The following is a 14,396-nucleotide window of genomic DNA, read 5'->3' as shown; positions in this document are numbered from 1 at the left end:
TCGAGGAACACAGCTATGGCGGACAAGTTCGATGCGATCGTCATCGGCTCCGGAGTGAGCGGCGGATGGGCGGCGAAGGAACTCACCGAGAAGGGGCTCAAGGTCCTGATGCTCGATCGTGGCGTGATGGTCGAGCATGGCGAGGGCTATGATTTCGACGGCAAGCCCGCCTTCGAGATCCCCAGCCGCGACATCATGCCCAAATCGCTGGTCGACAGCGATTATTTCATCGCCAAGCACGGCTATGTCTCGCCCGGCAACCGGAAGTTCTACAATAACGACCGGTTGAATCCCTATGCCTATGGCGAGGGGGAGAAATTCTACTGGATCCGCCCGGGCGCGGTCGGCGGCAAGTCGCTGATCTGGGGCCGCTGGAGCTTCCGCTGGAGCCCTGAGGATTTCGAGGCCAACAAGCGCGAGCAGGTCGGGATCGACTGGCCGATCCGCTACGAGGATCTCGCCCCGTGGTATGATTATGTCGAGAAATATATTGGCGTGTCGGGCTCGCGCGAGAATCTGCCGCAGCTGCCCGACAGCGCGTTCCAGCCGCCGATGCAGATGAACATCGCCGAGAAATGGGTGAAGGGCCGGCTCGAGGCGACGACGCCCGGGCGCAAGCTGATCAACACCCGCCTCTCGAACATGACCGAGGACAAGGAAGCGCAGGGCCGCAGCAAGTGCCAGTTCCGTAACCAGTGCGGTCGCGGCTGCTCGTTCGGCGCCTATTTCTCGACGCAGGCGGTGACGCTGCCCGCGGCGCGCGCCACCGGCCGCCTGACGCTGCGTTCGGACGCCGTGGTCTCGAACCTCGAATATGACCCGAAGACGAAGAAGGTCACCGGCGTCCGCGTGGTCGACGCCAAGACCAAACAGGCCGAGGTGATCCCGGCGCGGCTGGTGTTCCTCTGCGCCTCGGCGATGGCGTCGACCCAGATCCTGATGAACTCGCGGATCCCGGGCAGCAGCAAGAGCCATTTCGACACCAGCGGCACGCTCGGCCGCTATGTGATGGATCACATCTTCCGCGTCGGCATCTCGGGCGAGATCCCCGGCATGACCGACTATATCGAATATGGCCGCCGCCCCGGCGGGGTCTATATCCCGCGCTTCCGCAATGTCGGCGGCGAGGAAGGCATCGGTTTCAGGCGCGGCTATGGCTATCAGGGCAGCGCGCGGCGCGATCCGGCGCAGCCCGTCGGCTTCGGCGCGTCGATGAAGCAGGGCATGCGCAAATATGGCGGATGGAAGTTCGGCATGGGCGCGTTCGGCGAGTGCCTGCCCTATGAGGACAATCGCGTCAGCCTCCACGCCGACAAGGTCGATCGCTTCGGCATCCCGCTGATGCGCTTCGACGTCACCTTCCGCGAGAACGAGCTCAGGATGATGCGCGACGCGCGGACCGAGGGCGAGAAGATGCTGCGCGCGGCGGGGCTGCTCAACGTGACCAGCGACGAGGGCGAGCACGTCCCCGGCGACGCGATCCACGAGATGGGTGGTGCCCGCATGGCCGCCGATCCGCGCCAGTCGGTGCTCAACAAATGGAGCCAGGCGCACGACGCCGCCAATCTGTTCGTCACCGACGGCGCGCAGATGGCGTCGATCTCGTGCGTCAATCCGTCGCTCACCTTCATGGCGCTCACCGCCCGCGCGGCCGACTATGCCGTCAAGCAGATGAAGGCGGGGGCGATCTAGGAAAAGACCCTCCCCGGAACGGGGAGGGGGACCGCGCAACGTAGTAGCGTGGTGGAGGGGCTCTCCGCGAGGGAATCCCTTGCGGCACGCCCCCTCCACCATGCTTCGCATGGTCCCCCTCCCCGTGCCGGGGAGGATCTTTTTCGTCCTATACCCGCAAGGCATACCATCCACTCGAATTGCCATGCCGCTGTCATTGCAGTGCAGCAACGACGCCACCGACCCGTCACGACCCGCGCCTAATGCCCCGGCGACCGCATCCAGCGGGTAGTTTGCCGGGGAAGAAATCACATGAAGGTCGCCTATCCTGTCCGCGCCGTCGTCGCGGCGCTGCTCGTCACGTGCAGCAGCCACGCGCTCGCCCAGACCGCCGATCAACCCGCCGCGCCGGAAGCCGAAACCGAGGGGCAGGACATCATCGTCACCGGCCGCGCCGGCGCCGGCGAGCGTACCCGGGTCGAGACCAGCTACGCGGTCACCACGATCGACGCCGACATGCTGCGTTCGCGCGCACCGTCGAGCGTCACCGAAACGCTCAAATCGGTCCCCGGCTTCTGGGTCGAGGCCTCGGGCGGCGAAGGCTCGGGCAACGTCCGCGCCCGCGGCATCCCGGTCGACGGCTTCGGCTCGATCAACCTGCTCGAGGACGGGCTGCCGGTGCAGCACGATCCGGCGCTGGGCTATCTCAACGCCGATCAGGCCTTCCGCGTCGATCAGTCGATCGATCGTATCGAAGTCGTCCGCGGCGGCCCGTCGTCGGTCTTCTATTCGAACGCGCCGGGCGGCGCGGTCAACTTCATCACCCGCAAGCCGGGCGACGAAATCTCGGGCGTGGCGCGGGTGCTCTATGGCCCGACCGCCGATCTCTACCGCGTTGACGGCTGGGTCGGCGCACCGATTGGCGGCGGCTGGGGCATCGGCGTCGGCGGCTTCTACCGCAACGAGCGTGGCGTGCGCGATCCGGGCTTCACCGGCAACAAGGGCGGCCAGATCCGCGCCGATCTGCACGGCGATTTCGCCAACGGCAGCACGACGATCAGCTACAAGCACCTCGCCGACAATGCGATCTTCTACACCGGCATCCCGCTGACCAAGGACAGCGAGGGCGACATCGTCGGGCTGCCCGGCTTCGATCCGCATTACGACACCACCGCGAGCGCGCAGGTCCGCCGCATGACGCTCAAGAGCGCGACCGGCCCGGTCGACTTTCGCGAGGATCAGGGCACGCGCATCCGGCTCGACCAGATCAGCTGGCTGAGCGACTGGCAGGTCGGTGACGGCTGGAAGCTCAGCCACCGCATGCGCTACCGCGATTCGAACACGGTGCGGAACGGCGTCTATCCGGCCTCGGTGAGTACCGCGACGGCGCTGCTCAACACCTATCGCAACCAGGTGATCGGCGCTTTCCCGGGCGCGACCAGCATCCAGCTGCGCTATGTTGACAACGGCCAGGCGTTCGATGTCGCCGGCCAGAACGGCAATGGCGACGTGTTCATCAACGCCGCGCGCCCGGTCACGGTCGAAGAGAGCGAGCTGCTCAACGACCTGCGCCTCGCACACCGCTTCGAGGCGGCGGGTACCCACGACTTCGCGGTCGGCATCTACTACGCCTATATCAAGGAGACCTTCCGCCGCTATTCGGCGTCGACGATCCAGGACGTGTCGGGCAATTCGCGCCTGCTCGATCTCGTCGCGCTCAATGCCGCGGGCAATGTCGTCGGCGCGCTGACCGAGAACGGCGTCGCGCGCTACGGCTCGGAATTCGCCAATGGCTATGGTTCGCAGCGCACCGTCGCGGTCTATGCGTCGGACGAATGGCAGATCGCGCCGGGCTTCCGCATCGACGGCGGGCTGCGCTGGGAGAAGGTCTCGGCCGCCGGCGCGCAGGAGAACAGCCGCACGGTCAATCTCCGCAACGCCGCAACGCTCGCCGACGATAGCGTGCTCACCGGCAGCGGCGTGTTCGTGCCCTATAGCCGCACCTTCGATCGGCTCGGCTGGACGCTCGGCGCCAACTGGCAGTTCATGGAGGATGCGGGCCTGTTCGCGCGCTACACCTCGGCCTTCCGCCTGCCGAGCGTCGGCAGCTTCATCACCAGCGCCGCCGCGCAGCCGGTGGTGCAGGGGATCGACATGTGGGAGGCGGGGCTGAAATATAGTTCGCGCCTGCTCAGCCTCTACGCGACGGCCTTTCTGACCGATTTCGACTCCTATTCGATCGGCAACACCCGCTTCGACACGGCGACCAACAGCTATACCCAGCAGACCGTCTACACCGACACCCGCGCCTATGGCGTCGAGTTTGAAGGCACGCTCCGCCCGGCGCCGTTCTTCGATTTCACGCTCAATGCGACGTGGCAGGAGCCGACCTTCCGCAACCTCGCCTTCAACGAGCTGGCCACGGTCAACGGCGTCCAGACGCTGATCCCGCGCGATTATTCGGGCAATCAGCTGCTCCGCGTCCCCAAGCTCGCGCTGCGCGCCACCCCGGCGGTCAATCTGTTCGACAACCGCTTCCGCGCCCAGCTCGACGTCGAGCATTATACCAGGCGCTATGCCGATGCGGCGAACACCTCGACGCTGCCGGCCTATACCGTGCTCAACGCCAGCGTGCGGCTGAACGTGACCGACCAGATCAGCCTCTGGGCCTATGGCGACAATCTCACCAACACGATCGGCCTCACCGAAGGCAATCCGCGCGCCGGCGAGCTGACCAGCGGCCAGGCCAACGATCTGCTGTTCATCGGCCGCCCGATCCTTGGCCGGAACTTCCGCTTCGCGGTGGACTTCAAGTTCTGATGCGGATGCTGCTTCCTGCGTTGCTCGCCGCGCTGGCGCCCATCACGGCGGGGGCGCAGGAGGCGGCACCCGATCTCGTCTTCACCGGCGCGATCACCGGCGCCGATCATCAGCACTACAAGCCGGTGCCGTTCGACGTCCCCAAGGGCGTCGAGCGGATCACGGTGACGCTCAGCTACGACAAGGCGAGCAAGACCGTGGTAGATCTCGGCCTGTGGGATCCGGTGCGCTTCCGCGGCTGGAGCGGCGGCACGCGCGATCGCTTCACCATCGCGCCGAGCGATGCCAGCCCGGGCTATCTGCCCGGCGCGCTGCCGGCCGGGCGCTGGCAGGTGATGCTCGGCGTTCCCAATGCCCGCGCCGGGAGCAAAGCCGCCTATCGCGTCACCGTGGCGTTCGATCGCGGCGCGGTGCGGCATGCCAGCGCGGCGATCGCCGATCCGCCGATCGATCGCAATCCCGGCTGGTATCGCGGCGATCTCCACATGCACGACGCGCACAGCGACGGCAGCTGCGCCAGCCAGTCGGGCAGGCGCGTGCCGTGCCCGCTGTTCCGCACCGTCGAGGCGGCGGCGAAGGCGGGGCTCGATTTCGTCGCGGTGACCGATCACAACACCACCGCGCATTTCTCCGGCCTGCGCGAGCTCCAGCCCTTTTTCGACAGATTGCTGCTGATCCCAGGGGCGGAGATCACCACTTTCGGCGGCCATGCCAATCTGATCGGCCCGCGGGGCTTCGTCGATTTCCGGATCGGCAGCCGCGCGGTGCCCGATGTCCGCGCGCTCCAGCGCGCCGCGGCGGCTTCGGGCGGTCTCCTGTCGCTCAACCATCCGGCGCTGCCCTCGGGCGAGGCGTGCATGGGCTGCGGCTGGACCTGGCCCGACACCGATTGGTCGGCGGTCACCGCGATCGAGGCGGTCAACGCCAACGCCGCCGAGGGGCCGCTCGCCGGGATCGGCTTCTGGTATGCCCGGCTCAACGCGGGCCACAGGCTGACCGGCATCGCCGGCAGCGACAATCACGATCCCGATGCGCCGTCGGGCAAGGCGCCGATCGGCCGGCCGACCACGGTGGTGCATGCCGCCAATCTGTCGACCGATGCGATCCTCGCCGGCATCCGCGCGGGCAATGTCTTCATCGACGTGCGCGGCGGCGCGAAACGATTGCTCGAGGTGGAGGGCGCGGCGGGCGGCCGGGTCGCGGCGATGGGCGGAACGCTCGACGCCGCCCCGGAGACGCTGCTCCGCATCCATGCCCGGGGCGTCGCCGGTGCGACCGCGGAGCTCATCGCCAACGGCAAGCCCGCGCAGACGCAGCCGATCGACGGCGACGATGCGCGCCTCGTCTTCCGCCTCGGTCGGCCCGGCTGCGGCTGGGCGGCGGTCAATGTCCGCGACGGCGCGGGGCACCCGCTGCTGATCGGCAACCCGATCTATCTGCGCTGCCGATCGAAATAGGCGCGCAACGGGCGGCGGCTCAGTTCGACCGTGCCGGATCGGTGATCGGATCGAGCTCGCGCGCATCGGGTCCGCGGAAGCGCGGCAGCGAGCCGGTCTGCCGCTCGATCCGGCGGTGCACCACCGGCTCGCTGCCGTCGATCCGCAGCCGGCGGAGCGCCTCGCTGTTCGCGTCGTCGGCGTGCGTGCGGCGGTGGTTGTGGCGCACATAATCGAGCCAGGTCGCGACATGGTAGCGCTCGATCCACAGCCGCGGGTCGCCGAGGTCGCGGAGCAGCGCCCAATGCCGCGCGCCGTCGCGCATCCGGATCCGGCGGCGCTCGCTCATCACGCCCAGAAACGCGGCGACGTCCTTCTCGGCGATGCGATGCTCGATGGTGATCACGATCGGGCCGCTGCGGGCCTCGACCGGGACCGCCGTCTGCGGTTCCTCCCAGCTGTCGCGCGGATCGAGGTTGAGCTGGCTGACCGGCGGCAGGTACCAGATCAGCCCGGCGACCACGCTGAGCAACTGGACGCACGCCGCGGCAATCAGCGCGGCCTCGACGCCATGGCCGCTCGCGACGATGCCGAAGATCCAGCTCCCGCCCGCCATCCCGCCAAAGGCGGACATCTGGTAGAGCGCCAGCGCGCGCGCCACCACCCAGCGCGGCGAGGCCATCTGGACGCTGACGTTGAAGGTCGACAGCGCCAGCACCCAGCCCGCGCCGCAAAACGCCAGCGCGACGAGCGAGAGCGCCAGCCATCCCGTCGCCGCGGTCGCCGCCGCGCCGATGGCGAGGCCGAGCGAGGCCAGCCGCACCAGCGCTTCGGTGGAGAGCCGGCTCCGCATCCAGCGGCTGCCCAGCGCGCCGCCCACCGCGCCGAGCCCGAAGCCGCCGAGCAGCAGACCGAAGGTGAGCGGGCCGCCGCCGACGATGTCGCGCGCGACCAGCGGCATCATCGCGGGGACCGCGCTGGCCGCGAAGCCGAACAGCGCGGCGCGCGCGAGCACGGTGCGGATCGGGGGCGAGAGCGCGACGTAGCGGATCCCGGCGCCCATCGCGACGCCGATCCGCTCGCGTGGCAGTCGCGCCGCCGGAAGCTCGGGCTTCCAGCGCGCGAGCACGACGATCAGGCCGATATAGCTCACGGCGTTGACCAGAAAGGCCGCGGCGGCGCCCGCGACGGCGACGATCGCGCCGCCTATCGCCGGCCCGACGCTGCGCGCCACGTTGAAGCCCATGCTGTTGAACGCCACCGCGTCGGGCAGCATCGTGCGCGGCACCATGTCGCCGACCGAGGCTTGCCAGGCGGGGCCGTTGATCGCGGTGCCGCAGCCGATCAGGAAGGTGAACACCAGCAGGAGCCACGGCGTGAGCATGCCCGCCCAGGTGCCGATGGCGAGCAGCGCCGATACGATCAGCATGAAGAACTGCGCCGACAGCATCACCCTGCGGCGATCGAGATTGTCGGCGACCGCGCCCGACCAGAGCGACAACAGCATGATCGGCAGGCTGGTCGACGCCTGGACCAGCGCGATCATCTGTGGCGTGCCGCCGAGATTGATCATCATCCACGAGGCGCCGACCGACTGGATCAACCCGCCGAAGTTGGACGCGAGGCTGGCGATCCACACCGAGCGGAAGAGCGGGACGTGGAAGGGGGAACGATGCTCGGATACGGCGCGCATGGCTGCTCAATACCTCAGCACCGTGGCCGATCCGCGATAATTTGTTTTGCGCCGGTTTGCCTCGGTCGCGCCGAACGATCCGGCTGGCCGCCGCGCTCCCGCGGTTCCGCGCCGGCGGAGGCTTTGATCACGGCAGGACCGAGCCGAAGGTCTCGAATGCCGATCCCCGGGACGCGCGTTCCTCGACGGGCGCGTCACCCATGAGAATGTCGGGTCAGGCGGCTTCAACGCACCGGGAGAACCGGCGCATCTTCCATTTTCCCCCCGACGAGCGGACCGCGCGGAGTACGTGTCGGCTCTCCAGATTCTCGACGTGCAGCGATTGACACCGGTGACCGTTTTCCTCGCAAAGGGGTCTCCAGCTGGTCCCATATTGTAGGAGTAGGGGTGTCGATTTTGTTGCCCGCATCGATTTGCACAGGATCCACGATGAAAAATCAGCATTTGCAACCTACCTATTGACACCGGTGTCCAATGGCGTGAAGTTGGTCCTCATCCCGCCTCTGCATGGCGGAGGATCGATGCGCGCCTATCGCGCGCGGAGATCTCGGACTCGCCACAGAGCGGGCCGACAGGAACAGGCAAGGAGGAGGCCCGATGAAATTCCGCGTTTCTCGATTCGATTGGCGCATCGGCGCGTCGGCGGCGGCGGTTGCGCTCGCGCTCGGCGCTGCAGCGACCGCGTCGGCACAGACCGTCGAGCCGGCACCCGCCGCGACCGATGACGCGCAGGCGCAGCCTGCCGAGGAGCCGGCAGCCGACGAGATCGTGGTCACCGGCTTCCGCCAGTCGCTCGAAGCCGCGCTGAATGTGAAGCGCAATTCGGTCTCCGCGGTAGACGCGATCGTCGCCGAGGATATCGCCAAGTTCCCCGATCAGAACCTCGCAGAATCGCTTCAGCGCATCCCCGGCATCTCGATCCAGCGCGACGGCGGCGAGGGCAGGGCGATTACCGTGCGCGGCCTCGGCTCGCAATTTACCCGCGTCCGGGTGAACGGGCTCGAGACGATCGCCACGTCGCATGACGGCGCCTCCTCGAACCGCGATCGCGCGTTCGACTTCAACGTCTTCGCCTCCGAGCTCTTCACCTCGATCGTCGTCCACAAGACCGCCGAGGCGAGCCTGGACGAAGGCTCGCTGGGCGCGGTGGTGGACCTCAACACCGGCAATCCGCTGGCGGGCAAGGATGGCTTCACCCTCGTCGGCTCGGCGCAGGGCAGCTACAATGATCTCAGCAAGAATTGGGGCCCGCGCTTCGCCGGCCTGATCGGCTGGAAGTCGCCCGACGGCACGCTGGGCGCGTCGATCTCGGCGGCCTATCAGAGCACCGACACGCTCGAGCTCGGCAACAACACCGTGCGCTGGGCGCAGGCGCGCTTCGATTCGGTCAATGGCACGCCGTGCTTCTATTCGGCGAACACCGGCGGCACGCCGGTCGCGAATTCGGGCGGCAACTATCGTCCGAGCACCGCTTGCGACGCGGTGGCGCTGGCCTTCCATCCGCGCATCCCGCGCTATGGCGAGGTCCGTCACGATCGCGAACGTCTCGGCATCACCGGCAGCATTCAATGGGCGCCGAGCGATGCCACCAGGATCTCGATCGATGGCCTGTTCTCGCGGTTCCGCGAGAATCGCGAGGAGAAGTGGGGCGAGGTGCTGCTGCGCTCGAACGAGCGGTCGATCAACGTCAGCAACTACGTCATCGACGACGACAATAATCTGATTAGCGCGACGCTCGACGACGCATGGGTGCGCACCGAGCATTTCCTCAAACAGTCGAAGACGACATTCTATCAGATCGGCGGCAGCTGGGATCAGGATCTCGGCGACAATTTCCGCTTCACGCTGCTCGGCGGCATCTCCAAGTCCGACGCAGACGTGCCGGTCGAGACCACGTTCGTGTTCGACGATCGCGACGCGCAGGGCTATCACTACGATTATAGCGACATGAACCGCCCGGTGCTGACCTTCGGCACGAGCGTGACCAATCCGGCCAATTTCCAGCTCGCCGAGCTACGCGACCGGCCGTCGAACGTCACCAACAAGTTCCGCACGGTGCAGCTGCGCACCGAATGGGATGTCGCCGAGGGCTTCCAGGTCAAGCTGGGCGGGCTCTATCGCCGCTTCGACTTCGATTCCGAGGCGTTCACCCGCGATACCGTGGTGTGCGGCAATGGCGGGCTCGATCGCGTGCTCGGCACCGTCACCTGTTCGCCCAGTTCGGCATTCGGCCCGGCGGCGGTGTACGGCCTCCCGGTGACCTCGGCGATCAGCGAGCTGTTCCGGCTCGGCAATGCCGGGCAGCCGGGCGGCACGACCACCGAGTGGCTGGTTCCCAATATCGGTGCCGCCGCGGACTATACCAACCTCTACAACCGCCCGACGGCGGTCGACGCCGGCAATACCCGGGGCGTCACCGAGGAAGTGAAGGGCGGCTATCTTCAGTTCGATGCGAAGACCGAGCTGGGCGGCGTCGAAGTCGCGGTCAATGCCGGCATCCGCTATGTCCGCACCGATCAGGAATCGCGCGGCCTCACCAGCGGCACGCCGGTGACGGTGAACCGCGATTACGAAGATTGGCTGCCGGCGGTGAACCTCGCGATCACGCCGGTCCACGACGTGATCATCCGCGCTGCGATCGCGAAGGTGATGACGCGCCCGACGCTCGGCAATCTCACGCCCGGCGGCTCGGTCGACGGGTTCAACTATCGCATCAACTACGGCAATCCGTTCCTCGAGCCGTTCCGCGCGACGGCCTATGATCTCGGCCTCGAATGGTATTTCGCGCCGGGCTCGATCGCTTCGGTCGCGTTCTTCCGCAAGGAGATCCAGAGCTTCCCGGTAGCCGAGACGCGCAGCGGCAGCTTCGCCTCGACCGGCCTGCCGCTGTCGATTATCCCGCCCAGCTCGCCCGCGGCGATCAACCCCGAAGGTCAGCTCTGGACGATCAACTCGATCGGCAACGGCGCGGGCGCCGAGCTCAACGGCATCGAGCTTTCGTTGCAGGCCCCGTTCCGCTTCCTGCCGGGCTTCCTCTCGAACTTCGGCGGCATCGTGAACGCCACCTTCGTCGATTCCGACGCGGACTATACCGTGGCCGGCCCGACGGTGAACGCGTGCGTGCCCGGTGCCACGCCCACGGCGGCGTGCGCCTTCGGCCCCAATGTCGCAGCGACGCGCAGCTCGACGCTGTTCGGCCTGTCGAAAAAGGCGTTCAACGCGACGCTCTACTACGAAGACAGCCGTTTCAGCGCGCGTGCCTCGGTCAGCTATCGCGGGCCGTACAATGATCAGAACAGCGGCACCGGCAACGTGTTCGAAGGCTATGACGCAATCACCAACGTCGACGCCTCGATCCGCTACAAGCTGACCGACTGGATCGAGCTGTCGGTCGAGGGCACCAACCTCACCGACGCCTATCGCGAGCGCTTCACCGACGTCGATGCGCAGCGCAACTACGAGTACAACCATTTCGGGCGCACCTTCCTCGTCGGTGCGCGCCTCAAGATGTGAGAGGCGTCGGCGGTATCGTTCTTCAAATCCTCCCCCGCGCGGGGGAGGTGTCGGCCGCAGGTTGACGAGGGACAAGCAGCGCACGCGCCCGTTGCGCGCGGTGCCCGCGCCCCGTCGCGCTTCGCGCGTGACACGCGCCAATACGAATATGCTGGCAACGGATCGCGACAGTCGAATGCACGACGGCGTGTCCGACGGAGGATCTGCGAAATCATACCGCTCCGACTGTCAGAGGTCCCTCCCGCGCTTCCCACTTTGCTCGCGGCGTAAGGTCAATCATCGCACGCGGCGAGGAAGGGGCGATCATAGGGCGCTTTCAGCGGTGTCGGGGAACACCGACCCTTATCCGGAACAGACTTCGCCCTCGTTGATCTCTGCCCTGCCAACTGGCACACCATCGATCGGGATGGCGGAGAAATGCCCCGATAATCACAGGTTGTCGCCGGCGAGAGAGAGGCGCCCGAGCAGGAGGATGTCCCTATGTCCGACACGGAAGCTCGGGTACCCGCGTTTCGCCCACCCGCCCATTATCCTACCGACGGCATCGCGCAATCACTCGCGGGCCTCGACTTCGACAGCGATGGCGATATCGACCTTCTGGCGGCAATTTACGATGACGGCTCGCACAACGGCTACGTCGCTTTGCTAGAGAACATCGGAAACGGGAGCTTTACTGCACCGGTCAAGGTGAGCGGTACCTGGCAGACTGGCCCCGACATCCTCGTTGCGGACCTCAATCAGGATGGCAACCAGGACTATCTGGTGGTGAAGCTCGTTTTCAACGGACCCGAGCCTTGGGAATCCGTGAGCGATTTATATCTCTACCATGGCGACGGCGTTGGGGGCTTCACGTTCCAACGAAACACCAGCACGCCGGGCGTGATCGCCGCAACGGTTCTCGGGGACGTGAATGGCGATGGCCGGCTCGACCTGATCACCACGAGGCGCGTCTGGAGTGATCCCGCCACCTCGCAGGCCCTGTTCGCGGTAGAGCTGGGGCAGGCGGATGGGGCATTCGGCAATGCGCTGACCAGGGTTCTTCCCGTTGGCGGGAACGGAATCGCGCGCGGCCACCTGAACGACGATGCCTTTATCGACCTCGTCGTGACGACGGCATCGGGATATTCGTTGTTGCTCGGCAACGGCGACGGGACGTTCGCGCAAACCAACGTCAGCGTCGCGGGCGGCACGACCAGCCCCGCAGTCGGCGATTTCAACGGCGACGGCAACACCGATCTGCCGTGGCGCAGCGCCGCGGGCGAGAGCCGGGTATGGACGCTCGACGGCACGACGGTCCTGTCGCAGGCGGCGACCAACTCGCAGGCGCCGACCGCGTGGAAGGTGCAGGACGTCGCCGACTTCAACGGCGACGGCAAGGCCGATATCCTCTGGCGCCACGACGACGGCGCGACCTTCATGTGGTTCATGGACGGCACCGACGATTATGTTGGTGCGGGCTACACCAATTCGCAGACATCGCTGAGCTGGCACATCGTCTGAAGGCCGACCCGGGGCTGTTGCGCGCGACATCGAGCAGCCACCGCGAGCTCACCAACCCTCAAAGTATCCGGGGGATTTGAGATTCCTGATCGCGATGGCGGCTTTGCGCGCTGAGCTCGGTCATTCGACGTTGCGACGCGTCGCCGCCTTGCCCGGGACATCGACGTCCATACGTTTCCTCGAGCGCGACCTGCACGGAGGGTCGATCGCGTTCCAGGCTAGGTCTGGGCCGCGACCATCTTGACGACATCGTCTCCAACCCATTCGATGAGGGGCGCGTCGTAATTGCCCATCGCCACGACGGTATAGCCGGTTTCCCAAACGATCCGGGCAATATCGTTGATGCCGGAGAATGCGCCGCCCCCGGTGTGGCCGCGGACCGACCTGTCCCCCAGTTTGCGGTGCAGGAAGCCATAGCCATATTGGCTATAGCCCTTCTGGAGGCTCGTCATTTCCTCGGTCATGCGGGGCGAGAGCAACTTTCCGCTGCGCAGCGCCTGAAGGAAGCGCGTGATGTCGCCGACGGTCGAGTAGCTACCGCCGCAGGAGTTGCCGCGATAGCCCAGTCCCTGGAAGGTCCAGTTGTTGATCCGCTCGCCGAAGCCGAGAAAATCCTCATCCGGAAACCGATACCCGACAGCGCGCAGGGGCGAGACCTGGTCGATCCGGTAATAGATCGTGTCCTTCATGCCGGCACGCTCGAAAACCTTGCTCTGCACGGCGTCGTAATAGGTCGGCCCGGTCAGTTTCTCGACGATAGCGCCGAGCAGGATGAAACCCTCGTTGCTGTAGCTTGCCTGGGTGCCGGGCGCGAAATCCAGTGGCTTGGAGGCGAAGCGCGGGAGCAGCTCGCGCACGCGTTCGAAACGGCGAAGGCGATCTTCCGCCGGGCCGCCGAAAGACGAAGCCACGCCGGATTGGTGGCTGAGCAGGTGCCGCAGGGTGATCGAACGCGCGGCGTCAGCGTTGGGATAGTCCGGGAGAATCTCGCCAAGCCGGGTGTCGAGGGTAAGCCGTCCTTCCTCGATCAACTGGCCGATCAGAACGGCGGTGAACATTTTGTCCATCGAGCCCGTGTGGAAACGGGTGTCCAGCGTGACGGGAATTCCGAAATTCTTGTCGGCCTGGCCGAACGCCCCGCTGTAGATCGTCTCGTCGCCGCGCATCACGAGTACGGCGCCGGAGAATTCATCCCGGCCGGCCGCGAAGCGCAAGCGGTCGTCGATTGCCTTTCGCAGCGCGTCGCGCGTGACCGGGTGATCGATTAACGGAGCCGGATAAGGAGCGGGGCGCGCAAATGCGTTGAACCGCAAGACGCCGTTTGCCGGCGTTCCGTCGGTTTCGAGCGAAAGCTTGCCGGTCTTGCCATTTGCCGCGCGCAGGTCGAGGCGCAGCCAACCATTCTTCCGTTCCGTCGAAATGAGCGTCAGGCCGCGGCTTGCGTCGCCAATGTCGCCCAGCATCTTGCTCAGGTCGGTGGCATTCAGGGCGCCATCGCGGAGCGAATGATATCTGGCGGCCCATCGGGTGCGGGTCACCGGGTCGCCGGCGTTGACCGCAGCTACCAGATCCGTGGCGAGAATCTTGTCGGCCTCGCTCGCGCTGGTATCGATCGCGGCCGGCGGCACGGACTGCGCGGAAACAATCTCGCTCGAAAGCACTGCCGCGCCGACGAGATAAGCTACGCGCAGCAATTGTCTCATGTGCCGATCCCCGGAGATTCGTCGTTGAACGCGCAGAGCGACCGCGACCGGCATCGAAAG

Annotated in this window: 7 protein-coding genes; 5 read left to right on the top strand and 2 right to left on the bottom strand. The window is 66.4% G+C overall.

The genetic code is table 11. From position 1 onward, the window contains the following. Window positions 1-15 precede the first annotated feature (15 nt). The 3 genes from E5A74_RS04235 to E5A74_RS04225 all read left to right on the top strand — a co-directional run bounded on the left by E5A74_RS04235 (window position 16) and on the right by E5A74_RS04225 (window position 5,948). Window positions 16-1,692 (top strand): GMC family oxidoreductase, encoded by a 1,677-nt coding sequence (locus tag E5A74_RS04235; RefSeq protein ID WP_135982978.1) that lies wholly within the window; start codon window positions 16-18, stop codon window positions 1,690-1,692. A 291-nt stretch (window positions 1,693-1,983) separates the two neighbouring features. Further along, entirely contained in the window at window positions 1,984-4,491 is a 2,508-nt protein-coding gene (locus tag E5A74_RS04230; RefSeq protein WP_135982977.1) for a TonB-dependent receptor, read from the top strand. Then, window positions 4,491-5,948 carry a CehA/McbA family metallohydrolase gene (locus E5A74_RS04225; RefSeq protein WP_240699634.1) on the top strand — a complete coding sequence of 486 codons (1,458 nt, stop codon included), beginning with the start codon at window positions 4,491-4,493 and terminating at the stop codon, window positions 5,946-5,948. Before E5A74_RS04230 ends, E5A74_RS04225 begins: the two co-directional genes overlap by 1 nt. A 19-nt stretch (window positions 5,949-5,967) precedes the next feature. Here E5A74_RS04225 and E5A74_RS04220 read toward each other — a convergent pair whose 3' ends face one another. Further along, window positions 5,968-7,620: an MFS transporter gene (locus E5A74_RS04220; protein ID WP_135982976.1), complete on the bottom strand. Its 1,653-nt coding sequence runs from the start codon at window positions 7,618-7,620 to the stop codon at window positions 5,968-5,970. 597 nt (window positions 7,621-8,217) lie between these two features. Between E5A74_RS04220 and E5A74_RS04215 the strand changes: the two genes are divergently transcribed. Together E5A74_RS04215 and E5A74_RS04210 are read left to right on the top strand one after the other, a co-directional pair. Beyond that, the gene (locus E5A74_RS04215) at window positions 8,218-11,133 is read left to right on the top strand and encodes a TonB-dependent receptor (RefSeq protein WP_135982975.1); all 2,916 of its coding nucleotides are present in this window, start codon (window positions 8,218-8,220) and stop codon (window positions 11,131-11,133) included. Window positions 11,134-11,613: 480 nt separating this feature from the next. Further along, window positions 11,614-12,633, top strand: coding sequence for an FG-GAP repeat domain-containing protein (locus E5A74_RS04210; protein WP_135982974.1), 1,020 nt, complete (start codon window positions 11,614-11,616; stop codon window positions 12,631-12,633). Between the two features lie 218 nt (window positions 12,634-12,851). Here E5A74_RS04210 and E5A74_RS04205 read toward each other — a convergent pair whose 3' ends face one another. Further along, window positions 12,852-14,336: a serine hydrolase domain-containing protein gene (locus E5A74_RS04205; protein WP_166745592.1), complete on the bottom strand. Its 1,485-nt coding sequence runs from the start codon at window positions 14,334-14,336 to the stop codon at window positions 12,852-12,854. Window positions 14,337-14,396 lie beyond the last annotated feature (60 nt).

It is taken from the genome of Sphingomonas naasensis, assembly GCF_004792695.1.
Taxonomy (GTDB): Bacteria; Pseudomonadota; Alphaproteobacteria; order Sphingomonadales; family Sphingomonadaceae; genus Sphingomonas; species Sphingomonas naasensis.
This window is presented reverse-complemented; position numbering and strand designations above follow the sequence as displayed.

Coding starts and splice junctions, on each gene's coding strand:
- E5A74_RS04205 (WP_166745592.1), bottom strand. CDS start 14,336: ATGAGACAATTGCTGCGCGTAGCTTATCTCGTCGGCGCGGCAGTGCTT.
- E5A74_RS04220 (WP_135982976.1), bottom strand. CDS start 7,620: ATGCGCGCCGTATCCGAGCATCGTTCCCCCTTCCACGTCCCGCTCTTC.
- E5A74_RS04210 (WP_135982974.1), top strand. CDS start 11,614: ATGTCCGACACGGAAGCTCGGGTACCCGCGTTTCGCCCACCCGCCCAT.
- E5A74_RS04235 (WP_135982978.1), top strand. CDS start 16: ATGGCGGACAAGTTCGATGCGATCGTCATCGGCTCCGGAGTGAGCGGC.
- E5A74_RS04230 (WP_135982977.1), top strand. CDS start 1,984: ATGAAGGTCGCCTATCCTGTCCGCGCCGTCGTCGCGGCGCTGCTCGTC.
- E5A74_RS04215 (WP_135982975.1), top strand. CDS start 8,218: ATGAAATTCCGCGTTTCTCGATTCGATTGGCGCATCGGCGCGTCGGCG.
- E5A74_RS04225 (WP_240699634.1), top strand. CDS start 4,491: ATGCGGATGCTGCTTCCTGCGTTGCTCGCCGCGCTGGCGCCCATCACG.